This window comes from Paraburkholderia jirisanensis, assembly GCF_054782355.1.
The window spans coordinates 679,203-700,673 of record NZ_BAAGSQ010000029.1; the positions used below are offsets into that span (position 1 = coordinate 679,203).

The 21,471-nt window shown below is 64.3% G+C and carries 19 protein-coding genes and 1 pseudogene; 15 read left to right on the forward strand and 5 right to left on the reverse strand.

The window, feature by feature from the left end:
• The first annotated feature begins 16 nt into the window (after positions 1 to 16).
• The 14 genes and pseudogenes from ACYVNQ_RS28760 to nagZ all read left to right on the forward strand — a co-directional run bounded on the left by ACYVNQ_RS28760 (position 17) and on the right by nagZ (position 13,922).
• Positions 17 to 574, forward strand: coding sequence for a hypothetical protein (locus ACYVNQ_RS28760; protein ID WP_460907294.1), 558 nt, complete (start codon positions 17 to 19; stop codon positions 572 to 574).
• Positions 575 to 684: 110 nt separating this feature from the next.
• A complete protein-coding gene (rpoE, locus tag ACYVNQ_RS28765) occupies positions 685 to 1,284 on the forward strand; it encodes an RNA polymerase sigma factor RpoE (RefSeq protein WP_460907296.1) in 600 nt (199 codons plus the stop codon).
• Positions 1,285 to 1,420: 136 nt separating this feature from the next.
• Positions 1,421 to 2,059, forward strand: a complete 639-nt coding sequence (locus ACYVNQ_RS28770) for a sigma-E factor negative regulatory protein (RefSeq protein WP_460907299.1) — start codon at positions 1,421 to 1,423, stop codon at positions 2,057 to 2,059.
• Between the two features lie 5 nt (positions 2,060 to 2,064).
• Complete coding sequence (locus ACYVNQ_RS28775; protein WP_460907302.1) at positions 2,065 to 3,111, forward strand: MucB/RseB C-terminal domain-containing protein; 1,047 nt, start codon at positions 2,065 to 2,067, stop codon at positions 3,109 to 3,111.
• A gap of 19 nt (positions 3,112 to 3,130) precedes the next feature.
• On the forward strand, positions 3,131 to 4,672 hold the full coding sequence (locus tag ACYVNQ_RS28780) for a DegQ family serine endoprotease (RefSeq protein WP_460907305.1): 1,542 nt from the start codon (positions 3,131 to 3,133) through the stop codon (positions 4,670 to 4,672).
• Entirely contained in the window at positions 4,669 to 4,932 is a 264-nt protein-coding gene (locus tag ACYVNQ_RS28785; RefSeq protein ID WP_460907308.1) for a glutaredoxin family protein, read from the forward strand. The genes ACYVNQ_RS28780 and ACYVNQ_RS28785 overlap by 4 nt, the downstream gene beginning before the upstream one ends.
• Before the next feature lie 135 nt (positions 4,933 to 5,067).
• Positions 5,068 to 6,861 carry a translation elongation factor 4 gene (gene lepA, locus ACYVNQ_RS28790; protein ID WP_460907310.1) on the forward strand — a complete coding sequence of 598 codons (1,794 nt, stop codon included), beginning with the start codon at positions 5,068 to 5,070 and terminating at the stop codon, positions 6,859 to 6,861.
• A 21-nt stretch (positions 6,862 to 6,882) separates the two neighbouring features.
• Complete coding sequence (gene lepB, locus ACYVNQ_RS28795) at positions 6,883 to 7,776, forward strand: signal peptidase I (protein ID WP_460907315.1); 894 nt, start codon at positions 6,883 to 6,885, stop codon at positions 7,774 to 7,776.
• 183 nt (positions 7,777 to 7,959) lie between these two features.
• Positions 7,960 to 9,270 (forward strand): annotated as a pseudogene (gene rnc / locus ACYVNQ_RS28800) (ribonuclease III); the annotation flags it as partial.
• Between the two features lie 408 nt (positions 9,271 to 9,678).
• On the forward strand, positions 9,679 to 10,578 hold the full coding sequence (gene era / locus ACYVNQ_RS28805; protein ID WP_460907318.1) for a GTPase Era: 900 nt from the start codon (positions 9,679 to 9,681) through the stop codon (positions 10,576 to 10,578).
• Positions 10,565 to 11,632 (forward strand): DNA repair protein RecO, encoded by a 1,068-nt coding sequence (recO, locus tag ACYVNQ_RS28810; protein ID WP_460907321.1) that lies wholly within the window; start codon positions 10,565 to 10,567, stop codon positions 11,630 to 11,632. The genes era and recO overlap by 14 nt, the downstream gene beginning before the upstream one ends.
• On the forward strand, positions 11,629 to 12,393 hold the full coding sequence (gene pdxJ, locus ACYVNQ_RS28815) for a pyridoxine 5'-phosphate synthase (RefSeq protein ID WP_460907324.1): 765 nt from the start codon (positions 11,629 to 11,631) through the stop codon (positions 12,391 to 12,393). The genes recO and pdxJ overlap by 4 nt, the downstream gene beginning before the upstream one ends.
• A 15-nt stretch (positions 12,394 to 12,408) precedes the next feature.
• Positions 12,409 to 12,819, forward strand: coding sequence for a holo-ACP synthase (gene acpS / locus ACYVNQ_RS28820; protein ID WP_460907325.1), 411 nt, complete (start codon positions 12,409 to 12,411; stop codon positions 12,817 to 12,819).
• Between the two features lie 74 nt (positions 12,820 to 12,893).
• On the forward strand, positions 12,894 to 13,922 hold the full coding sequence (gene nagZ, locus ACYVNQ_RS28825) for a beta-N-acetylhexosaminidase (protein ID WP_460907327.1): 1,029 nt from the start codon (positions 12,894 to 12,896) through the stop codon (positions 13,920 to 13,922).
• A gap of 135 nt (positions 13,923 to 14,057) precedes the next feature.
• On the opposite strand, the gene ACYVNQ_RS28830 is transcribed toward nagZ, so the two are convergent.
• The 5 genes from ACYVNQ_RS28830 to ACYVNQ_RS28850 form a co-directional block, all read right to left on the reverse strand.
• Positions 14,058 to 15,443: a sigma-54-dependent transcriptional regulator gene (locus ACYVNQ_RS28830; RefSeq protein WP_460907329.1), complete on the reverse strand. Its 1,386-nt coding sequence runs from the start codon at positions 15,441 to 15,443 to the stop codon at positions 14,058 to 14,060.
• Positions 15,428 to 15,754, reverse strand: coding sequence for a hypothetical protein (locus ACYVNQ_RS28835; protein ID WP_460907331.1), 327 nt, complete (start codon positions 15,752 to 15,754; stop codon positions 15,428 to 15,430). Before ACYVNQ_RS28835 ends, ACYVNQ_RS28830 begins: the two co-directional genes overlap by 16 nt.
• A 156-nt stretch (positions 15,755 to 15,910) precedes the next feature.
• Entirely contained in the window at positions 15,911 to 16,117 is a 207-nt protein-coding gene (locus ACYVNQ_RS28840) for a CsbD family protein (RefSeq protein WP_460907333.1), read from the reverse strand.
• Between the two features lie 425 nt (positions 16,118 to 16,542).
• Entirely contained in the window at positions 16,543 to 17,100 is a 558-nt protein-coding gene (efp, locus tag ACYVNQ_RS28845; protein WP_460907745.1) for an elongation factor P, read from the reverse strand.
• Positions 17,101 to 17,447: 347 nt separating this feature from the next.
• Positions 17,448 to 18,716, reverse strand: coding sequence for an elongation factor P maturation arginine rhamnosyltransferase EarP (locus tag ACYVNQ_RS28850; RefSeq protein ID WP_460907335.1), 1,269 nt, complete (start codon positions 18,714 to 18,716; stop codon positions 17,448 to 17,450).
• 111 nt (positions 18,717 to 18,827) lie between these two features.
• Between ACYVNQ_RS28850 and uvrC the strand changes: the two genes are divergently transcribed.
• Positions 18,828 to 21,227 carry an excinuclease ABC subunit UvrC gene (gene uvrC / locus ACYVNQ_RS28855; RefSeq protein ID WP_460907337.1) on the forward strand — a complete coding sequence of 800 codons (2,400 nt, stop codon included), beginning with the start codon at positions 18,828 to 18,830 and terminating at the stop codon, positions 21,225 to 21,227.
• Positions 21,228 to 21,471 lie beyond the last annotated feature (244 nt).

Consider the following 21,471-nt stretch of genomic DNA (forward strand, 5'->3'; position numbering starts at 1 on the left):
GCGTGCGTTCGACCGTTTGACGCAGTCGCTTCAGTCTTACCCGTCGGGGCAGGCCAGCAAGGCGCCGCAGTCGATCCAGTCGATCGGACCGATGCAGGCGGTGCCGCCGGCAGGCCCGGGCGCTCACCTGGCTCTATCGAATGGCGGATCTGTACAACGCATTGCGTTGCGCAGGTCCGCCTTGCTGTTTGGCGCAACGGCCGGATTCATTGCGCTTGCCGTTGTGGCAGTCTGCACCACGTTCGCCGCACGCTTTGCCCTGGTTGATGCCGCAGTCGCAGCGCTAGTGGCGCTCGCCGTGCTGCGCACCGCTTTCGCGCATTACGACCGCCGCCGGCCCGCGTCGCTTAAAATCGGGCCCGATGGTTTGACCGTATGGAACGGCGCCGGGCGCCAGATCGCACAGGGCCGCGTCGCCGGTTGCGCGCAGTGGAGCGGTTCGCTGCTGTCGATCGCGCTTGTAGGCGACAATGGCCGCACCCACACGCTGCTGGTGGCCGCCGACATGCTGCACCCCGAGCCGTTTCGCGAACTGGCGGTCGAGGCGCGGCGCGCCGCGCACGGCGCGTTGTAACGAGTCGCTGTAACGACTGTTACCGGCAGCGGTTACCGCTGTAACGTCGGCAGATGAAGGGGACGCTACAATGGTCCCCCCGCGGGCCTCCTAGCTAACGGATTTATCAGGTGAGCGAAAAAGAAATTGATCAGGTGCTGGTCGAACGCGTACAGAAGGGCGACAAGGCGGCATTCGAGCTGCTGGTCACGAAGTACCAGCGCAAGATCATCCGGCTGATCTCGCGCCTCGTGCGGGATCCCGCCGAGGTCGAAGACGTGGCGCAGGACGCGTTCATCAAGGCGTACCGGGCGTTGCCGCAGTTCCGCGGCGAGTCCGCTTTCTATACGTGGTTGTACCGGATTGCCGTGAACACGGCGAAGAACTACCTTGCGACCCAGGGCCGGCGTGCGCCGACCTCGACCGAAGCGGACGCAGAAGAAGCTGAAACTTTCTCGGATGCCGACCAACTAAGGGATATCAACACGCCCGAGTCGATGTTGATGAGCAAACAGATCGCAGAGACGGTCAATGCTGCGATGGCGGTTTTACCGGAAGAACTGCGCACTGCCATTACTCTTCGTGAAATTGAGGGTTTGAGCTACGAGGAAATCGCCGAAATGATGAGTTGCCCGATCGGCACCGTCAGATCGAGAATTTTTCGTGCTCGCGAGGCCATTGCGGCAAAATTGCGTCCGTTGCTGGACACACCCGAAGGCAAACGCTGGTAGTGGCGCCATGAATGGCGCGCAGGCTTGCGGTCGATATCGATAGTCGGCCGGGGCTTTCCAGCATGCTGGCGGGGCGGCGGGGCAATCTCTGGGTCAGGTGGTGTCACTACGGGGTGTCTGTAAGATGGGGAGCATCATGGGGTCGGTTTCGATGCATGCACAAGCGAATTCGCCAACGAGCTCGCGCGGCGAGCGTCTTTCCGCTTTCGTCGACGGCGAATTGCACGGCGACGAACCAAACAATGTTTTGGCTGGGCTCGATCATGAGGATCGGGCCGCCTGGTCGTGTTATCACCTGATCGGCGACGCGCTGCGTTCCGACGATCTGGCGATGAACCCGGCTGCCAGCCAGGCCTTCATGAGCGGTTTTGCCGCGCGCTTCGAAAGCGAAGCGCACGTGCTGGCGCCCACGAAGTCGTTTGCCGGGCGGCATCTGTTCGCGTTGCGCAACCGTGTCGCACCGGCCTTCGCGGTCGCCGCGGCCGCCGCCACGCTGACGTGGATCGTTGTGCCGCAACTGCAGGGCGTGAACACCGGTGCGTCGCAAGTGGCGTCGTCGGGCAGCGACTCGCTGCAGCACGTTGCGATGGTGGCATCGATGCCCGCGGCGGTGACCGTGGCTAGCGCCCGGCCTGCCGTGCAGGATTCGAACATCATTCGCGACGCCAGTCTCGATCAATATCTGGAAGCCCACCAGCAATTCGCGCAACAGCCGGTGATGGCTGGCTCGATGCCGCTGTTGCGTGCCGCCGCCGTGACTACGCAAGGCCGATAAGCTTGATGCAGACTCTGCGGTTCAATAAAACGACAACCTGGGGTCGGCTGCCGGCGTTCATGTTCTGCGCAGCCGCATTGCTTTCAGCGTTATCCATCTCGCCACGCGCGCTCGCGCAGGACGACTCGTCGGCCCGCCACACGGCGGCCGAACTGCTCAACCGGATCCATCAGGCCGCCCAGCAGCAGAACTACGAGGGCGCCTTCGTCTATCAGCGCGGCACCTTCGTGCAGACCTCGCGCATCACGCACTACGCAACCCGCAACGACGGCGAGTACGAGCAGCTCGAGAGCCTCGACGGCAAGCCGCGCAAGATGCTGCGCCATAACGACGAGCTGTACACGTTCGTGCCGGAGCGCCATCTGTGCGTGGTCGAAACACGGCAGAACAAGGATTCGTTCCCGGCGCTGTTGTCCGCCAGCAGCGACCAGGTGCTGGCGGTGTACGAGCCGAAGCTGCTCGGCAACGACCGCGTCGCAGGGCTCGAAGCCAATGTGATCGAGCTCGATCCGAAGGACGAGTACCGTTACACCCACAAGCTGTGGGCCGACACGAAGACAGGCTTGCTGCTGCGCGCGCAGACGCTCGACCCGAGCGGCGAGGTGCTCGAGCAGGTGTCGTTCTCGCAGATCCGCGTCGGCGTGCCGGTCGACAAGGCGCCGATCGCCGCCGGCATTCGTAATATGGCAGGTTGGACGGTCGTGCGTCCGCCGGTCGAATCGGTGGATATGGAAGCGCAAGGCTGGCAGATTACGCCGAATGTGCCGGGTTTCAGGAAGATTCGCGAGCTGCGCCGGCCGATGGCGGCGCTCGATCCGGCCAATCCGCCGATTCCGGTCGATCAGATGGTATTCTCCGATGGCCTTGCGGCTATCTCGATCTTTGTCGAGCCAGTCGAAAAAAATACGCGCAAGGAAGGGGCAGGCAGCAGTGGGGCGACTCACGTGCTGGTCAAGCGTCGCGGCGATTTCTGGATCACGCTGCTTGGCGAAGTGCCCCAGGCGACGTTGCAGCAATTTGCGTCTGCCATAGAATACAAGGCTCCCAAGTAATCCATCGGTCTACTACGACATGACGACATCCTCGGTGCGCAAATTTCTGGCGGCCGCGTTGCTGCTGGCTTGTCTGCCGTTTACGCCGCACACCGCGTCGGCGGCGGCGCCGGCAGCCAGCCTTCCCGATTTCACTGATCTCGTCGACAAGGTCGGCCCGGCGGTCGTGAACATCCGCACTACCGCACACGTGTCGAGCAGCCCGCGCGGGTTGCCGCCGGGGATGGATGACGGCGACATGTCCGAATTTTTCCGCCGCTTCTTCGGTATTCCGATGCCGCAGACGCCGCCCGGCAGCACGCCGCGCGGCGGTGGCAGTGGCGGCGGTGGTGGTAGCAACAACAACGACGGCAGCCAGGGCGGCAGCAGCCAGGGCGACCAGCAGGACAACAGCGATTCCGAGACCAATAGCGGCGTCGGCTCGGGTTTCATCCTGTCGGCCGACGGTTACGTGATGACCAATGCACACGTGATCGACGACGCCGATTCGATCTACGTGACGCTCACCGACAAGCGCGAGTTCAAGGCGAAGCTGATCGGCGTCGACGAGCGCACCGACGTCGCGGTCGTGAAGATCAACGCAACCAACCTGCCGGTCGTGACGATCGGCGATTCGAACAAGGTGCGCGTGGGCGAGTGGGTGGTGGCGATCGGCTCGCCGTTCGGCCTCGAGAATACGGTGACGGCCGGCATTGTCAGCGCGAAGGGGCGCGACACCGGCGACTATCTGCCGTTCATCCAGACCGACGTCGCGGTGAATCCGGGCAATTCCGGCGGTCCGCTGATCAACATGCAAGGCGAGGTGATCGGCATCAACTCGCAGATCTATAGCCGCACCGGCGGTTTCATGGGCATCTCGTTCGCGATTCCGATCGACGAGGCGATGCGCGTGGCCGATCAGCTGAAGACGTCGGGCAAGGTGGTGCGCGGCCGCATCGCGGTGGCGATCGGCGAAGTGACGAAGGACGTGGCCGATTCGCTCGGTTTGCCGAAGGCACAAGGCGCGCTGGTCAGCAGCGTCGAGCCGGGCGGTCCGGCGGACAAGGCAGGCGTCCAGCCGGGCGACATCATCCTGAAGTTCAATGGCCATTCGGTCGATACGGCAACCGATCTGCCGCGCATGGTCGGCGACACGAAGCCGGGCACCAAGACCAGCATCACGATCTGGCGCAAAGGCCAGACGCGCGATCTGCCGGTAACCATCGCCGAAATGCAGCCGGACAAGACCACCCGAGCGGATTCGAAGAAGCCGCCCGCACCGAAGCCGCAGGCCACCAATGCGTTGGGCATCGCGGTCAGCGATATCCCGGCGGATCAGCTGAAGACGCTGAAGATCCGCAACGGCGTGCAGGTCGATGTGGTGGACGGACCGGCGGCGCGGGTCGGTATGCAGAAGGGCGACATCATCATGCGGGTCGGCGATACGGATATCACCAGCGCGAAGCAGTTCGATGAACTCACCGCGCATCTCGATCCGCAGAAGATGGTTGCGCTGCTGGTGCGTCGTAACGACAACACGCAGTTCGTGCCAATTCGCCCGCGTTCGTCGTCGCAGAAGTGACGGGTTCTGCTGCGCGCGCGCCGGCGGCGTTGACGCTGTACGGACGCGCGTGGTGCCATCTGTGCGACGACATGCGCGCCGCGCTCGAGCCGTTGTTGATCGAGTTCGGCGCGCGCGTCGACGTCATCGATATCGATGCAGACCCGGCGCTCGAAGCGCGCTATAACGAGCTGGTACCGGTACTGGAGTTGGGCGGCATCGAATTGTGCCGCTATCACCTGGACGAGGCGCGTGTCCGCGCTGCGCTGCGTGGGGTTTGACGCGCGGCGTCCTCCCTCCCCGCAAATCCGCCTGTCGAACCCCTTTTCGGCTAAAATAGGTGGGTTTTTCAGTCTGTTTACAAGGCGTGCTCCGCTACCCCTCGAGCGCGCCTTTTTCGCTTGATAGCGGCCTTAATGGATCATATTCGTAATTTCTCGATCATCGCGCACATCGACCACGGCAAGTCGACGCTCGCGGATCGCATCATCCAGATTTGCGGCGGCCTGTCGGACCGCGAAATGGAATCGCAAGTGCTCGATTCGATGGATCTCGAGCGCGAGCGCGGCATCACCATCAAGGCGCAAACCGCGGCGTTGAGCTACAAGGCGCGCGACGGCAAGATCTACAACCTGAACATGATCGACACGCCCGGGCACGTCGACTTCTCGTACGAAGTCAGCCGCTCGCTGTCGGCGTGCGAAGGCGCGCTGCTGGTGGTCGATGCGAGCCAGGGCGTCGAAGCGCAGACGGTTGCTAACTGCTACACGGCTATCGAACTCGGCGTCGAAGTCGTGCCGGTGCTCAACAAGATCGACCTGCCGGCCGCCAACCCGGAAAACGCGATCACCGAAATCGAAGACGTGATCGGCATCGACGCCACTGACGCGACGCATTGCAGCGCGAAGACGGGCCAGGGCGTCGAAGACGTGCTCGAGGCGCTGATCGCCAAGGTGCCGGCGCCCAAGGGCAATGTCGATGCGCCGCTGCAGGCGCTGATCATCGATTCGTGGTTCGACAACTACGTGGGCGTCGTGATGCTGGTGCGCATCGTCAACGGCACGCTGCGCCCTAAAGACCGCATTCGCATGATGGCGAGCGGCGCCGAATATCCGGTCGAGCACCTCGGCGTATTCACGCCGAAATCGAAGAATCTCGAATCGCTGTCGGCCGGCCAGGTGGGCTTTATCATCGCGGGCATCAAGGAGCTGACCGCTGCGCGCGTCGGCGACACGGTCACGACGCTGAAGAACCCCGCGCCGGAACCGCTACCGGGCTTCAAGGAAGTGAAGCCGCAGGTGTTCGCCGGCCTTTATCCAGTCGAAGCGAACCAGTACGACGCGCTACGCGAATCGCTCGAAAAGCTGAAGCTGAACGACGCGTCGCTGCAGTACGAGCCGGAAGTCTCGCAGGCGCTCGGCTTCGGCTTCCGCTGCGGCTTCCTGGGTCTGCTGCACATGGAGATCGTGCAGGAGCGGCTCGAACGCGAGTTCGACATGGACCTGATCACCACCGCGCCGACGGTGGTCTACGAAGTGTTGCTGCGCGACGGCACGATCCTCACTGTCGAGAATCCCGCGAAGATGCCCGACCCTTCGCGCATGGAAAAAGTGCGCGAGCCGATCGTCACCGTGAACCTGTACATGCCGCAAGATTATGTCGGCTCGGTGATCACGCTGTGCACGCAAAAGCGCGGCAACCAGGTGAACATGCAGTACCACGGCCGTCAGGTGCAGCTGACCTACGAAATTCCGATGGCCGAGATCGTGCTCGACTTCTTCGACCGGTTGAAGTCGGTATCGCGCGGCTATGCGTCGATGGACTACGAGTTCAAGGAATACCGTTCGTCGGACGTCGTGAAGGTCGACATGCTGATCAACGGCGACAAGGTCGATGCACTGTCGGTGATCGTGCACCGTTCGCAGAGCCAGTATCGCGGCCGCGAAGTGGCGGCGAAGATGCGCGAGATCATTCCGCGGCAGATGTACGACGTCGCGATCCAGGCGGCGATCGGCGCGCATATCATCTCGCGCGAGAACATCAAGGCGCTGCGCAAGAACGTGCTCGCGAAGTGCTACGGCGGCGACATCTCGCGCAAGAAGAAGCTGCTCGAGAAACAGAAAGCAGGCAAGAAGCGGATGAAGCAGGTCGGCTCGGTCGAGATCCCACAGGAAGCGTTCCTCGCGATCTTGCGCGTCGAAGACAAATAAGACGAACAAACGGAACCCCTAATGAATTTTGCATTGATTCTTTTCGTGCTCGTCATCCTGACGGGTATCGCATGGGTCGCAGACAAACTGGTTTTCCTGCCGAACCGGCGGCGCGCGGCGGATGCAGCAGTCACCGCATTCGACGAACAGCAGGCGCGCGTGGGCGAACGCTTCGCCGATGAAAACGCCGCGCAAACCCGCGCCCGTCTGCACGACGACAAGCTGCGTCAGCCGTGGTGGCTCGAATACACGGCCAGCTTCTTCCCGGTCATCCTGATCGTGTTCGTGGTGCGCTCGTTCGTCGTCGAGCCGTTCAAGATTCCGTCCGGCTCGATGGTGCCGACGCTGCTGGTGGGCGACTTCATCCTCGTCAACAAGTTCGACTACGGCCTGCGTCTGCCGATCACCAACACCAAGATCACCGCGGGCCGGCCGTTGCAGCGTGGCGACGTGGTGGTGTTCCGCTACCCGAAAGACGAATCGGTCGACTACATCAAGCGCGTGATCGGCCTGCCGGGCGACGTGGTCGCGTATCAGGACAAGCACCTGACGATCAACGGCAAGCCGGTGCCTGAAACACCGCTGCCCGATTTCTACGACGACGAGCGTGCCGGTTTCGACAAGCAGTTCGAAGAAGATCTCGACGGCCGCAAGAACGCGATCCTGAACAATCCGGCGGTGCCGCCGTTCATCGTCGGCGCGGAAGATTACCCGTATCGCAACAACTGCGATTACAACGACCGCGGCGTGATCTGCAAGGTGCCGCCGGGCAACTATTTCATGATGGGCGACAACCGCGACAACAGCGCGGATAGCCGCTACTGGGGCTTCGCGCCGGATGCGAACATCGTCGGCCGCGCGTTCTTCATCTGGATGAATTTCAGCAATCTCAAACGCATCGGCTCGTTCCACTAAGCGCCCTTGTGTGACGGCAGAGCTCTCCGCTTACCGCATCGACACGCTCGCTAATGCGTCGCGAAACTCACGCGACGTGTTAGCACGCTACTTTAAGAACCTGCGGTAACGTCGCAACACCACGCTTCTTCGCGCGCCGCTCCGCGTTTTCGCCGGGGCGGGCGCCCGCGTTATACTCTGCCCATGCCTTCATCTCCGTTGGAAAGCCGGCTGCGCTATGAATTTCGCAATGCGGAATTGCTGCGTCAGGCTTTAACTCACCGTAGTCATAGCGCCACGCATAACGAACGGCTCGAGTTTCTCGGCGATTCCGTTCTGAATTGCGCGGTGGCTGCGCTTTTGTTCCAACGTTTCGCGAAACTGGACGAGGGCGACCTGTCGCGCGTGCGCGCCAACCTCGTCAAACAGCAGTCGCTCTATGAAATTGCTCAGGCCCTGAATATTTCCGACGGCCTGCGGCTTGGCGAGGGCGAACTGCGCAGCGGCGGCTTCCGCCGGCCGTCGATTCTGGCCGACACGCTCGAGGCGATTCTCGGCGCGATCTTCCTGGATGGTGGTTTTGATGCCGCGCAGACGGTGATCAAGCGGCTGTACGTGCCGATTCTCGATCACATCGACCCGCGCACGCTCGGCAAGGATGCGAAGACGCTGCTGCAAGAATATCTGCAGGGGCACAAGATCGCGCTGCCGACCTACACCGTCATCGCGACGCATGGTGCGGCGCACAATCAGCAGTTTGAAGTCGAATGCACGGTGCCGAAGCTGGATGTCAAGGTTTCCGGTTCGGGCGCGAGCCGTCGTGCAGCCGAGCAGGCGGCGGCGAAGAAGGCGCTGGATGAAGTGATGGCGGCGGCGCCGGCGGTGGTGGCGAAGCCGAAGCGCTCGAAGAACGGGCGGGCTGCGAAAACCGGCGAACTGGACATCGTGCCCGGCGTGACTGGCGTTCAGGCGGCGCTCGACCTGCGGGCCCCCGATCATCGCAAGGCTGAACGCGCGGCGCGCGGCGACGCGAAAGCGACGGCGGATACGCATGCAGGCGCCGCGCCGGTTCCAGCGGTGGTTCCGCTCGCGGTTATCCGGGCCGCGCATGTCGAGTACAGCGCGCAGAATTCGGGCGCCGACAAGGACAAGGCCGATAAGCAGGACAAACCGGCCGACAAGCCGGCAGAGCGGGCCGAAAGCAAGCCTGCCCGTACGGAAAAGTTCGAATCGCGCAGCGACCGGCCGCTCGAGCGGACCGATGCGACAACGCGTCCTCCCGACGCCCCGTCCGAGCGTCACCGCACTGAAGCGGCAGCCGGCGAAAGCGACAAAACAGCGGAGAAGACTGAAGCCGCTGCGCGTCACAGCGACAAGGCGGCCGACAAGCCAGCGGAACGGACTGCAACTGCAGAATCGGCGATCGACAAGCCGGCTGCCGGCCAACCTGCGGCCCCGTCCGAGGAAGCAGCGGATACGCTCGAAGCAGCCGACACCCCCGCACGATTTGCGGACCAGCCAGGCGAACGCGCCCCCGAACAATCGGCCGACCACGCGGGCAGCGACCGGACAACCGAATCGTCCTTCGCCGACAAGCCAGCCGACCGATCAGCAGAAAGATCCACCGAACGCCCCGCCGACAAGGCCTCCGACAAGGGCGAACCGACGCCCCGCGCGTCGGGCCAGCCTGAGCGGGACAAACCAGAAAACCTCGCGCGCAGCGCCGACAAGTCGGCCTCGCGCAGCCGCGAGCCGGCTCCCGATGTGGCGGCCGACGCCGCGACTGCGGGCGCCGATCTCGAACCCGGCGTCGCGGGCGCGCTGCACATCCGCGCCGCCGACGCAGGCCATTGACCCAACCGATTGCCGCGACGCGCGGTCGCTCACCCGCGCGCGTCGCCCAGAATTCGCTGTAACCCAACTATGAACACACCTGTTTCCCCCGGTTTTCGCTGCGGCATGGTCGCCATCGTCGGCCGTCCCAACGTCGGCAAATCGACGTTGATGAACGCGCTGGTCGGCCAGAAGGTCAGCATCACGTCGCGCAAGGCGCAGACGACGCGCCACCGCATCACCGGCATCCGCACTGAAGGCGAAGCGCAGTTCATCTTCGTCGATACGCCGGGTTTCCAGACCAAACACAGCGGCGCGCTGAACCGCTCGCTGAACCGCGCGGTCACCTCGACGCTGAGTTCCGTCGACGCGGTTCTGTTCGTGATCGAAGCGGGCCGCTTTGCATCGGACGACCAACAGGTGCTCAACCTGATCCCGCCGTCGGCGCCGACGCTGCTGATTGCGAACAAGCTCGACCGGGTCGACGACAAGGACGCGCTGTTCCCCTTCATGCAGCAGATGTCGGCACTGCGCGAGTTCAAGGAAATCGTGCCGCTGTCGGCCAAGAACGTGGACGACATCAAGCGCCTGCTCGCGACCGTGCAGCCGTATCTGCCCGAAGGCGAGCCGATCTACGGCGAAGACGACCTGACCGATCGCAGCGAGCGTTTCCTCGCAGCCGAGATCCTGCGCGAAAAGGTGTTCCGCTGGACCGGCGACGAGCTGCCGTACACCAGCACCGTGCTGATCGAGAAGTTCGAAACCGAAGGCCGCCTGCGGCGTATTTTCGCGACGATCCTGGTCGAACGCGATTCGCACAAGGCGATGATCATCGGCCAGAAGGGCGCGAAGCTGAAGCAGATCAGCACCGAAGCGCGCCTCGATATGGAACGGTTGTTCGATGGCCCGGTGTATCTGGAGACTTTCATCAAGGTGCGCAGCGGCTGGGCGGATAACGATGCGGGACTCCGCGCGTATGGGTACGAATGACGCATGGATGACGCTGCCACCCGAAGCCGATCCGGACGACGATGAGTCCGCACCGGCCGGGCCCGCGCTCGGCCGCGTCACGCGGGCGGGCGCGAGGACATCGACCTCACGTTCCACGAAGTCCGCCAAACGGTTGTCCAGCCAGGGCGCGGCAAGCCGTAGCGACGACGGCGACGCCGATGACGCGCGCGATACGCTCGGCGAAATGAGCGAGGGCGCAGAAGCCCCAGCCGGCGCACCCGGCCGCACTCCAGGCCGCACCTCGAGCCGCGCATCCGCCAACACCAGCAGCGAAGGCCGCGCCAAACCCACGCGCCGCGCGCCGCGCGCGCCATCCTCCGATTTCCGCATCGCCGAGCAGCCCGGCTTCGTGCTGCACAGCTACCCATATCGCGAAACCAGCCTGATCATCGACGTATTGAGCCGCGACCACGGCCGCGTCGCGCTGATCGCGAAAGGCGCCAAGCGCCCGCACTCGGCGCTGCGCGGCGTGCTGCAGACCTTCCAGCCGCTGTCGCTCGCGTGGACCGGCAAGTCCGAGATGCGCACGCTGACCGGCGCCGAATGGGTTGGCGGCATGCTGCCGCTGGCCGGCGACGCGTTGCTGTGCGGCTTCTACGTGAACGAGTTGCTGGTCAAATTCTGCGCGCGCGAAGACCCGCATCCGCAGCTGTTCCAGCACTACGTCGTGACGATGACGCGTCTCGCGCACGACGTGCCGGCCGTGCAGGTGCTGCGATCGTTCGAACGCGTGCTGTTGCGCGAAACCGGCTATGCGATGGCGCTCGACCGCACAGTGGCGCGCAAGCCGGTGCTGGCCGAAGGCCGCTACGTGTTCGACCCGGAGCGCGGCGTACGCGAAGCATCGGACGAGTGGCCGGCGCAATGGCCGGTCGTGTCCGGCCAGACCTTGCTCGACATGGAGCAGGACGATTACCATCGTGCGCAGACTGTTTCGCAGAGCAAGACGCTAATGCGCTTCCTGCTCAATGTGTACCTCGGCGGCACGCCGCTCGCGACGCGCCAGATCCTGATCGACTTGCAGAACCTATGAGCTTCTTTCTTACGTCGCCGAACGTGATCGACCTGGGCGTCAATATCGATCACGTTGCTACGCTGCGCAATGTGCGCGGCACGTCCTATCCGGACCCGATCCGCGCGGCCCTCTCCGCCGAAGAAGCGGGCGCCGATGCGATCACGCTGCATCTGCGCGAGGACCGCCGCCACATCGTCGACGCCGACGTGCGCACACTGCGAACGCAACTGAAGACGCGCATGAACCTCGAATGCGCGGTCACCCAGGAAATGCTCGATATCGCGTGCGAGGTCAAGCCGCACGACGTGTGTCTCGTGCCGGAAAAGCGCGCAGAGCTAACCACCGAAGGCGGCCTCGACGTGGTCGGCCACTTCGAAGCGGTGCGCGCCGCGTGCCGGCAACTGGCCGCCGTCGGCTCGCGCGTGTCGCTGTTCATCGATGCGGACGAAGCACAGATCCGCGCCGCGCACGACGCAGGCGCGCCGGTGATCGAACTGCACACGGGCCGCTATGCCGAAGCGCATGACGAAGCCGAACAGCAGCGCGAATACGAGCGGGTGGTGCAGGGCGTCGTACTGGGCAACTCGCTCGGCCTGAAGGTGAATGCCGGCCACGGTCTGCACTACACGAACGTGCAGCAGATCGCGGCGATCGAAGGCATCGTCGAACTGAACATCGGCCATGCGATCGTTGCGCACGCCCTCTTCGCCGGCTGGGACAACGCAGTGCGCGAGATGAAGGCGATCATGGTCGCCGCGCGTCTTGCCGCACACGCGTAACCGGGAGCTCGCGCAATGGCGATCTACGGCATCGGCACCGACGTGGTTCAGGTGAGCCGCGTCGCCGCGGTGATGGAGCGCACCAACGGGCGCTTTGCCGAAAAGGTGCTCGGCCCCGACGAACTAAAGGTCTACCACGCGCGCCATGCGCGTTCCGCGGTGCGCGGCCTCGCGTTTCTGGCCACGCGTTTTTCCGTGAAGGAAGCGTTCTCGAAGGCGATCGGCCTCGGCATGCACTGGCCGATGACGTGGCGCGCGCTGCAGACGCTGAACGAAGCCGGTGGCCGGCCGTACGTGGTCGCGTCGGGCGAACTGGCCGACTGGCTCGAGCAGCGCGGCATCACGGCGCGCGTCACGCTGTCTGACGAGCGCGACTATGCGGTGTCGTTCGTGATCGCCGAAACTGCTGACACGCCCGCGGCCTGATCGACGATCAACCCCTGCGCGTGCAGACATCCCGCGCGCGCTGATTCCTTTCTTCTCTGAAGCCTCTGAAGCCGATGAAAAAAACTCCAGGGCCGGTCATGCTCGACGTGGTCGGCAAGACCCTCGAGGCCGCCGACAAGCGCCGTCTCGCGCATCCGATGACGGGGGGCGTGATCCTGTTCGCGCGTCACTTCGAGAGCCGTACGCAGCTGATCGCGCTAACCGATGCGATCCGCGACATCCGCGAAGACCTGCTGATCGCCGTGGACCACGAAGGCGGCCGCGTGCAGCGTTTCCGCACCGACGGCTTCACGGTGCTGCCGGCGATGGGCAAGCTCGGCGCGTTGTGGGATCACGACGTACTGCAGGCGACCAAGGTGACCACCGCGGTCGGCTATGTGCTCGCGGCCGAACTGCGCGCGTGCGGCATCGATATGAGCTTTACGCCGGTGCTGGATCTGAATTACGGCCAGTCGCAGGTGATCGGCGACCGTTCGTTCCACCGCGATCCGCGCGTCGTCACGATGCTCGCGAAGAGCCTGAACCACGGCCTCGCGCTCGCCGGCATGGCGAATTGCGGCAAGCATTTTCCGGGGCATGGCTTCGCGCAGGCGGACTCGCACGTCGCGGTGCCGGTCGACGAACGCGCGCTCGACCAGATCCTGGCCGACGACGTCGCGCCCTACGATTGGCTGGGTCAGACGCTTGCGTCGGTGATCCCGGCGCATGTGATCTACCCGAAGATCGACGACAAGCCGGCCGGCTTCTCGCGGCTGTGGTTGCAGGACATTCTGCGCGGCAAGCTCGGTTTCAACGGTGCGATTTTCAGCGACGACCTGTCGATGGAAGCCGCGCGCCAGGGCGGCACGCTGACCGAAGCCGCAACCGCCGCACTCGACGCGGGCTGCGACATGGTATTGATCTGCAACCAGCCGGAGGAAGCAGGCAAGGTACTCGACGCGCTGCGCTTCAAGCCGTCGAAGGAATCGCGCCGCCGCCTCAGGCAGATGCGGCCGCGCGGCAAGGCGCCGACCTGGCGCAAGCTGCTTGAAGAGCCGGAGTATCAGCAGGCGCAGGCGTTGTTGCGCGGCACGTTCGCTTGAGGTGAACTGAGCTGATTGTGATCTGCGCGTGCGGCCTGCGGCGCTGCCATCGCTATCGCATGAAAAACAAAAGGCCCGAAAAGGCCTTTTGTCCAACGCATACGCAGCAGCTATCGCTTGCGCGGGAAACCCAGCTTAGTTCAAACGCATCCGCTGCAGCTTGTTGTACAGCGTCTTCGGGCTGATCCCCAGCAGCGACGCCGCGCGATGCCGCGTGCCGCCGACCGCATCGAGCGTCGCGCGGATCAACATTTCCTCGACGTCCGCGAGCGGCGTGCCGACGGTAACCTGCACGCGGCCGCCGTTCAGATCGCGGCCGCCGATGCCGTTCGCTTCATCCGCGCGCAGCGTCTCGATCACATCGCCGGACGCCTGCCAGGCGCGGCGCACGCGCTCCTGCAACTCGCGCACATTGCCGGGCCACTCATACGCGAGGCACTCGCGGACGAAATTCGGCGACACGAGCTTGGTCGCATCGGCGACGCCGCGGGCATTCGCTTCGCGGTTCAGTTCCTCGACGAGGGCCTCGGCAAACAGCGCCGGATCGTCGCCGCGCTCGCGCAGCGGCGGTAACGACAACGCCGCCGCCTCCAGCCGCAAGCCGAGATCCTCATGCAGCGAGCCGTCGGATACGGCCGCACGCGGCACCTTGCGGGTCGACGCGATCAGCCGGAAGTCGGTGACCACCTGGTTGGTGCCGCCCACGCGCATAAAGGTTTGCGAGTCGAGCGCGCGCAGCAGCGCTTCCTGTTGCGGGCGCGGCAACAGCGCGATTTCGTCGATGAACAGCGTGCCGCCGCTCGCCTGCTCGAACAGGCCCGGCTCGCGCTGCTCCGCGCCGCTGAATGCGCCGCGTTCGTGACCGAACAGCAGGCTGTCGAGCGAGCGTCCGCCGCTACCGACGGCCGCCGCCGCGCGGCAATCGAACACGATGAACGGCCCTTTGCGGCGCCGGCTCATCTCGTGCAGCGTGCGCGCCGCCACTTCCTTGCCCGTGCCGGCTTCGCCGGAAATCAGCACGGAGGCTTCGGTCGGCGCGACGTGTTCGATCGCGTCGTACACGTGCTGGATCGCGCCGCTCTTGCCGATCAGCGGGCCGAAGCGGCCCATCTGGCGCAGCCTCGAGCGCAGCGTCTGGACTTCCTCGGTCAGCTCGTACGGCCGCGGGATGCGTGCCAGCAGGCTGCGCAGCCGCGGAATGTTGACGGGCTTGAGCAGGTAATCCCAGATGCCGTGGCGCAAGCCTTCGATCGCGCTTTCGACCGTCGCGTTGCCGGTCATCACGATCACCGGCAGCGCGCCGCCGGGCGGCTGCGCGGGCAGGTTCTGCAGCAGGTCGAGGCCGCTGCCGTCCGGCAGGTTCAGGTCGACCAGCACGACGTCCGGGATGAAGCGCGTCAGCGCGGCGCGCGCTTCGGCGAGCGTGATCGCGGTATCGACAGAAAACCCGTCCGCGGCGAGGATCGCCGACAGGCCGGACAGGCTATTGGGATCGTCTTCGACAATCAGGGCATGTGGCATAACGAGCGCAGTTGTTTTTCAAATGGACGGAAACCGGCGGTGCTGATGTGACGGGCGCCGCAGGCGCGGAATCGGGAAGATGCGCGGGAAGGTGCACACGAAGATCGGCGCGAAACTGCGACCGGCGGCGATGCATCAGCTGCACCGGTGCGGCCGCGCAGGGCGAACGCCGCACAGGCGATCGCCGACGCCGCATCGGCGTCAGGCAGCAGCACAGTCGTCAGCATGGCAAGTCGCCGCATATCGTTGTGGTCCTGCGTTGTGATTCTGTTCACGCAACCCTCGAGCAACTTCCTGTTCATCTGTTGCATGCCACGCGCGCCGATGCGCAGCGTTCCTGCTGCGCGGCGGTGGCGGCGTCCGGAGTGAAGCCAGAGGCCCCGGTCGGACGCGCGTTCACCTGCTGCGGGGCGGCTTCATCGAATCGTCGCGACGCGTCGCGAATGGCTCGTGACACCGCCGCCGGTTCAGAAAGGCCGGTTCGAATCGAAAAAGCGCCGTACCTCGCGTTCCGCTTCGTCACGGGTCTTGCCGTAACGTTCCTGGATCAGCCCGGTCAGCTTTTCTGCGCGGCCTTCGGCCTTGGTCAGTTCGTCGTCGGTCAGCTCGCCCCATGCAGTCTTGGCTTTGCCGATCATCTGCTTCCATTTGCCTTCAGCAATATCGTTGTTCATCGACATCTCCCTATTGAACGAAACGTGTTGCGCGTCTTTTTAAGCGACTACGTGTTTTTCAAAGCAGGGGACGTGCCAAGCACTCAAAATCGTGTCGAATCAATGCGCTGACGTTTGCGTGCGTGCTGAACGTGCCTATTCGGCGCGCTCGGCATAGCGAAAATTTGCATAAATTTCCGGTAAAGTTTTCCACCACCATACACGGTCGCGGAAAAAAGAAAAAGCGCCCAAATAGGGCGCTTTCGCGGACGTCGACCCCGTAGGGCGCGGTCAGGGAGCGAAGCCTGCGCTTTCCTTACGCTTTCTGCGTGAGATTCGCGCGGCGCGAGGCAAGGTGGCCTCGCGCAGTGGCTACGGCCTGCCGGAAGTTTGCTTGGGGCATGCTTCCCGGTGCCTGAGGGTTGTGTGACGCTTGCTTCAGTTTTTTAGGCGCGGCTGCGGTACTCGTTGGTACGCGTATCGATTTCGATCTTGTCGCCGATATTGCAGAACAGCGGCACTTGCAGTTCGAAACCCGTGTTCAGCTTAGCCGTCTTGAGCACCTTGCCCGACGACGTGTCGCCCTTCACCGCCGGTTCCGTGTAGATGATCTCGCGGACCAGCGTGGTCGGCAGTTCGACCGAAATCGCTTTTTCGTTGTAGAAAACGACTTCGCATGCCATGCCGTCTTCGAGGTAATGCAGCGCCTCGCCCATCATTTCGGCTTCGACTTCGAACTGGTTGTAGTCAGCGTCCATGAACACGTACATCGGGTCGGCGAAATACGAGTAGGTGACTTCCTTGCGGTCGAGCAGCACGACGTCGAACTTGTCGTCGGCCTTGTAAACCGTTTCCATGCCCGCGCCTGTCAGCAGGTTCTTGAACTTCATCTTGACGACGGCGGAGTTACGACCCGATTTGTTGTATTCGGCTTTCTGCACGACCATCGCGTCGTTGCCGATCATCACGACATTGCCGGTGCGGAGTTCTTGAGCGATCTTCATCATAAAACTGTCCTGTACGAAATAAGGTGCTTCAACGTTACTTGCTCAACGGCGTACGACAAGCCGGCGCGTGGCCGGATGTGTCCGTTGCCTGTGTTTTTTACCCGAAGCGGGTGCATATCCGGGTGCGTACCGCGGGTGAATACCGCGGGTGAATACCGGGAAGACACGTTCCGGACCTCGCGGCGTATTGTTGCAGCACCGGAGGGTGCGGACGGCGCATCGCGTCCGCTACTTGCGGCGCCTGTGACGGGCTGCCCGCAACTGACTCCCTGTAGACCACATACGACCGTCGGATCTCCGCCGCTTAGGTTCGGGCTGGACCCCGGCCGCCGTTGGCTAACCGTTTATTTTAGCTGACTTTTTGCGAATCGGGCCAGATTTCCCGCGAGGTCGCCGGGCTGCGCGAGCTCGTGAGCCCAGTCGCGCGCGCGCGTCGCAAGGGCCGGCAGATGGCCGTGCAGATCGGTCCAGTTCGGCGTGCCGACACCGTTCCACGCGTGCCAGAAACGCGCCAGCGCGGCGCGCGGCGCGGCGGGCAGCGCGCCGGCGTAATGGGCGAGCGCCGCGTCGAGCTTCGGCAGATGGGCATCGTCGGCCTGCGGATAGATGTGCCAGACGAACGGTCGCGCCGCCCATTGAGCGCGTACAAACGAATCTTCGCCGCGAACGAAGTTGATGTCGCTGGCCCACAGCAGACGGTCGTAACCCGGCTGCTCGGTGAAGGCGAGCGCATGTGCGGTGAGGTTGCCGCGCTGCGCGTGAGTACCGGCACCAGGCGAGGTGCCCGCGAAGGCGCCAGGCGAGGCCCCCAGCGAAGCGCTGAACGAAGCGCCAGACGGCGCACCAAACGAACCCATGCCGAAAAAGCGCGCGAGCGCACCCGAAATGCGACCCTCGGGCGCAAGCAGCACGACCGGCGCAGCGCCGTCGCGCCACTGTTCGAGCAACGCGTCGACGGCGGGGTTCTCATAGGCGAACAGCGAAATCACGGTAGCGTCCGCGCCGGGCGGCGGCGTGCCGACCGTGTCGCGCCACCACGCGGCGCGCGCGGCCGCCGACGCTTCGAACGCGTGACGCTCGCTGTCGAGATCGCGCTCTTTCAAGACGCCGCCGGTGCCGGGCCCGAGCCCTGGAAAGAAGAACGTCTTGACGAGCGGGTAACGCGGATGCGGCGACGGCCGCAGATGAAAATCCGCGATCCAGTCTTCCGCGCTCAGGTATTCGAGATTCAGCCAGACCGGCGCGCGGGCGCGCCGCGCCATTGCGGCCACGTAGACCGGCGGCAGTTCGCAGGCGAACGCTTCGATCACGACATCGGCCACCTGCAGCGTATCGCCGGCGTGCGCGGGCTCGTGCCAATGCTCGATCGCGATGCCGCGCACGGTCTGCTGCGCGCGCGTCACGTCGACGTCGGGGCACAGCTTATGGAAGGCGCGCAGCTCGTCGACGAACACGCGCACCTGCCAGCCATGCTCGGCGGCGAGCTGCCGGGCGAGGCGCCAGCACACGCCGATGTCGCCGAAGTTGTCGACCACGGCACAAAAGATGTCGCAGGCGATGGCCGGCGAAGCTGCCGCGTCGGCATGCACAGGGGGGCGGGAAGCGGTGGTCATGGCGGCGCGCGCGGGTCGGGCGCGGGCGGAATGTTCTAAACTGGCGATTCTAAAGCAGCCTTCGTTCCGATTCGTCCATTGCGCCGCGCGCGGCGCCCAGCCCGATCCTGCATGACCCACTCTGACGCTTCCACCGCCCCTGAAGTCTTCGAGCCGAAAAAGGTGCTCGCGCAATTGCCGCATCTGCCCGGCGTGTATCGCTATTACGATGCGAGCGGTGCGGTGCTGTACGTCGGCAAGGCGCGCGACCTGAAGAAGCGCGTGTCGAGCTACTTCACGAAGACACTGCTGTCGCCGCGCATCGCGATGATGGTGTCGCGCATCGTGCGGATTGAGACGACCGCGACGCGTTCTGAAGCCGAAGCGCTGCTGCTTGAGAACAATCTGATCAAGGCATTGACGCCGCGCTATAACATCCTGTTTCGCGACGACAAGTCGTATCCGTACCTGAAGCTGACCGGTCATCAGTTCCCGCGCATGGCGTATTACCGCGGCGCGGTCGACAAGAAGAACCAGTACTTCGGACCGTTTCCGAGCGCGTGGGCGGTGCGCGAGAGCATTCAGATCCTGCAGCGCGTGTTCCAGCTGCGCACCTGCGAAGACTCGGTGTTCAACAACCGCACGCGGCCGTGCCTGCTGCATCAGATCGGGCGCTGTACGGCGCCGTGCGTCAGCGCGATCAACGAAGAAGACTATGCGCGCGACGTGTCGAATGCGTCGCGCTTTCTGCTTGGCCGCCAGTCGGAGGTGATGAAAGAACTCGAGCAGAAGATGCATGCGTTTGCCGGCGAACTGAAGTTCGAGCAGGCGGCGGCGGTACGCAACCAGATGAGCTCGCTGTCGACAGTGCTGCATCAGCAGGCGATCGAAGTGGGCGGCGATAACGACGTCGATATTCTCGCCGTGGTCGCGCTTGGCGGACGCGTATGCGTGAATCTGGCGATGGTGCGCGGCGGCCGGCATCTCGGTGACAAGGCGTATTTTCCGGCGCATGTCGAGAGCGTGCTGAGCGTGGACGAAGGTGGGCTCGATGAGCACGCGATCGATGAGGCGGGTGAACTCGCGGCGCTGCTGGCTGATCAGGCGGCCGACGCGGATGAAACCGCTGCGGCGGACGTGATGGGTGACGCAGAAGCCGATGAGGCAAGCGCGGATCATGAATCGCACGCAGCGCATGCGCTCGCCGACGTTGACGGGCGACGCGAGGCGGACGAACTCGCCGAAGACGATGAATCGACCGAAGACGTTGAGCCGCTTGACGCAGACCAACTGACCGAAGACGACGAGCTGGCCGAATCGACTGAAGACGACGACCTGACGCAGGCAGGCGACTCGACCGAAGACGATCCGCTCGTGGACGCAACCGACGCCATCACCTCGACCCCGCCCGCCGGTTCGCCACGCGCCACCGCCGCGGCCGCGGCGCGACCCACGCGCCGGCCGGCTTCCCGCTCGCACATTCCGGGCATCGAGCCGGAGGTGCTCGAGGCATTCATCGCGCAGCATTATTTAGGCAACCGCGTGCCGCCGGTGCTGGTCGTAAGCCACGCGCCGTCGAGCCGCGAACTGGTCGACCTGCTGACCGAACAGGCGGGCCACCGGGTCACCGTGCTGCGCCAGCCGCAAGGCCAGAAGCGCGCGTGGCTCGAAATGGCCGAACAGAACGCCCGGCTCGCGCTCGCGCGTCTGTTGTCCGAACAAGGTTCGCAGCAGGCGCGCACGCGTGTGCTCGCCGAAACGCTGAGCCTCGAATTCGAAGATCTCGCGAAGTTGCGCATCGAATGTTTCGACATCAGCCATACGATGGGCGAAGCGACGCAGGCGTCGTGCGTCGTGTATCACCATCACAAGATGCAGTCGTCCGAGTACCGGCGTTACAACATCACCGGCATCACGCCCGGCGACGACTACGCCGCGATGCGCCAGGTGCTGATGCGCCGCTATGAAAAAATGGTCGCGCAAGCCGCGGCCAATGCCGCCGACGAAGCCGCCGAACTGCAGCCCGCCGCCGCCGCCGACCCGCTCGTCACGCCCGACGCCGCCGAGCCGGTCGCAGCGGGCGGCACGCTGCCGAACATCGTGCTGATCGACGGTGGCAAGGGCCAGGTCGAAATGGCGCGCCAGGTGTTCAACGAACTGGGACTCGACGTCGGCATGCTGGTTGGGGTTGCGAAAGGAGAGGGGCGCAAGGTCGGTCTCGAGACGCTGGTGTTCGCGGATGGCCGCGCGGCGCTCGAACTCGGCAAGGAAAGCGCGGCGCTGATGCTGGTTGCGCAGATTCGCGACGAGGCGCACCGTTTCGCGATCACCGGCATGCGCGCGAAACGCGGCAAGACGCGCCAGACTTCACGGCTCGAAGAACTGGAAGGTATCGGCGCGAAACGGCGTCAGCGGCTGCTCGCGCGCTTCGGCGGCTTGCGCGGCGTGGTGGCGGCGAGCGTCGAGGATCTGGCGAGCGTCGAAGGCATTTCGCGTGCGCTCGCTGAGCAGATTTACCGGCAGTTGCATTGATGAAGGGTATCGGCCGCGGGGGCTGCACATCGTGCGGTGGCGGGTATGCTGCACCAGTTGATACGGTGCCGCTGCGCAGGCGATGCGGCTTTAGTGTGGCTTCGATGCGGCGTCGGCGGCTTCGATGCGGCGTCGCGGGTGATTTCGATGTGGTTTCGTGGCGCCGGCGTCTGGGCACATCAACCGGATCCGTGCGACATTTGAAGTTAAAGCGAACGATTGTTGCCGTTTCTTGTAGCAGACC

What these genes read in the sequence shown, in the direction of transcription:
- era (WP_460907318.1), top strand. Translation starts at nt 9,679, where the DNA reads ATGAACACACCTGTTTCCCCCGGTTTTCGCTGCGGCATGGTCGCCATC.
- lepB (WP_460907315.1), top strand. Translation starts at nt 6,883, where the DNA reads ATGAATTTTGCATTGATTCTTTTCGTGCTCGTCATCCTGACGGGTATC.
- ACYVNQ_RS28775 (WP_460907302.1), top strand. Translation starts at nt 2,065, where the DNA reads ATGCAGACTCTGCGGTTCAATAAAACGACAACCTGGGGTCGGCTGCCG.
- ACYVNQ_RS28835 (WP_460907331.1), bottom strand. Translation starts at nt 15,754, where the DNA reads ATGCAACAGATGAACAGGAAGTTGCTCGAGGGTTGCGTGAACAGAATC.
- lepA (WP_460907310.1), top strand. Translation starts at nt 5,068, where the DNA reads ATGGATCATATTCGTAATTTCTCGATCATCGCGCACATCGACCACGGC.
- ACYVNQ_RS28770 (WP_460907299.1), top strand. Translation starts at nt 1,421, where the DNA reads ATGGGGTCGGTTTCGATGCATGCACAAGCGAATTCGCCAACGAGCTCG.
- ACYVNQ_RS28830 (WP_460907329.1), bottom strand. Translation starts at nt 15,443, where the DNA reads ATGCCACATGCCCTGATTGTCGAAGACGATCCCAATAGCCTGTCCGGC.
- ACYVNQ_RS28840 (WP_460907333.1), bottom strand. Translation starts at nt 16,117, where the DNA reads ATGAACAACGATATTGCTGAAGGCAAATGGAAGCAGATGATCGGCAAA.
- efp (WP_460907745.1), bottom strand. Translation starts at nt 17,100, where the DNA reads ATGAAGATCGCTCAAGAACTCCGCACCGGCAATGTCGTGATGATCGGC.
- acpS (WP_460907325.1), top strand. Translation starts at nt 12,409, where the DNA reads ATGGCGATCTACGGCATCGGCACCGACGTGGTTCAGGTGAGCCGCGTC.
- ACYVNQ_RS28850 (WP_460907335.1), bottom strand. Translation starts at nt 18,716, where the DNA reads ATGACCACCGCTTCCCGCCCCCCTGTGCATGCCGACGCGGCAGCTTCG.
- pdxJ (WP_460907324.1), top strand. Translation starts at nt 11,629, where the DNA reads ATGAGCTTCTTTCTTACGTCGCCGAACGTGATCGACCTGGGCGTCAAT.
- nagZ (WP_460907327.1), top strand. Translation starts at nt 12,894, where the DNA reads ATGAAAAAAACTCCAGGGCCGGTCATGCTCGACGTGGTCGGCAAGACC.
- recO (WP_460907321.1), top strand. Translation starts at nt 10,565, where the DNA reads ATGGGTACGAATGACGCATGGATGACGCTGCCACCCGAAGCCGATCCG.
- uvrC (WP_460907337.1), top strand. Translation starts at nt 18,828, where the DNA reads ATGACCCACTCTGACGCTTCCACCGCCCCTGAAGTCTTCGAGCCGAAA.
- ACYVNQ_RS28780 (WP_460907305.1), top strand. Translation starts at nt 3,131, where the DNA reads ATGACGACATCCTCGGTGCGCAAATTTCTGGCGGCCGCGTTGCTGCTG.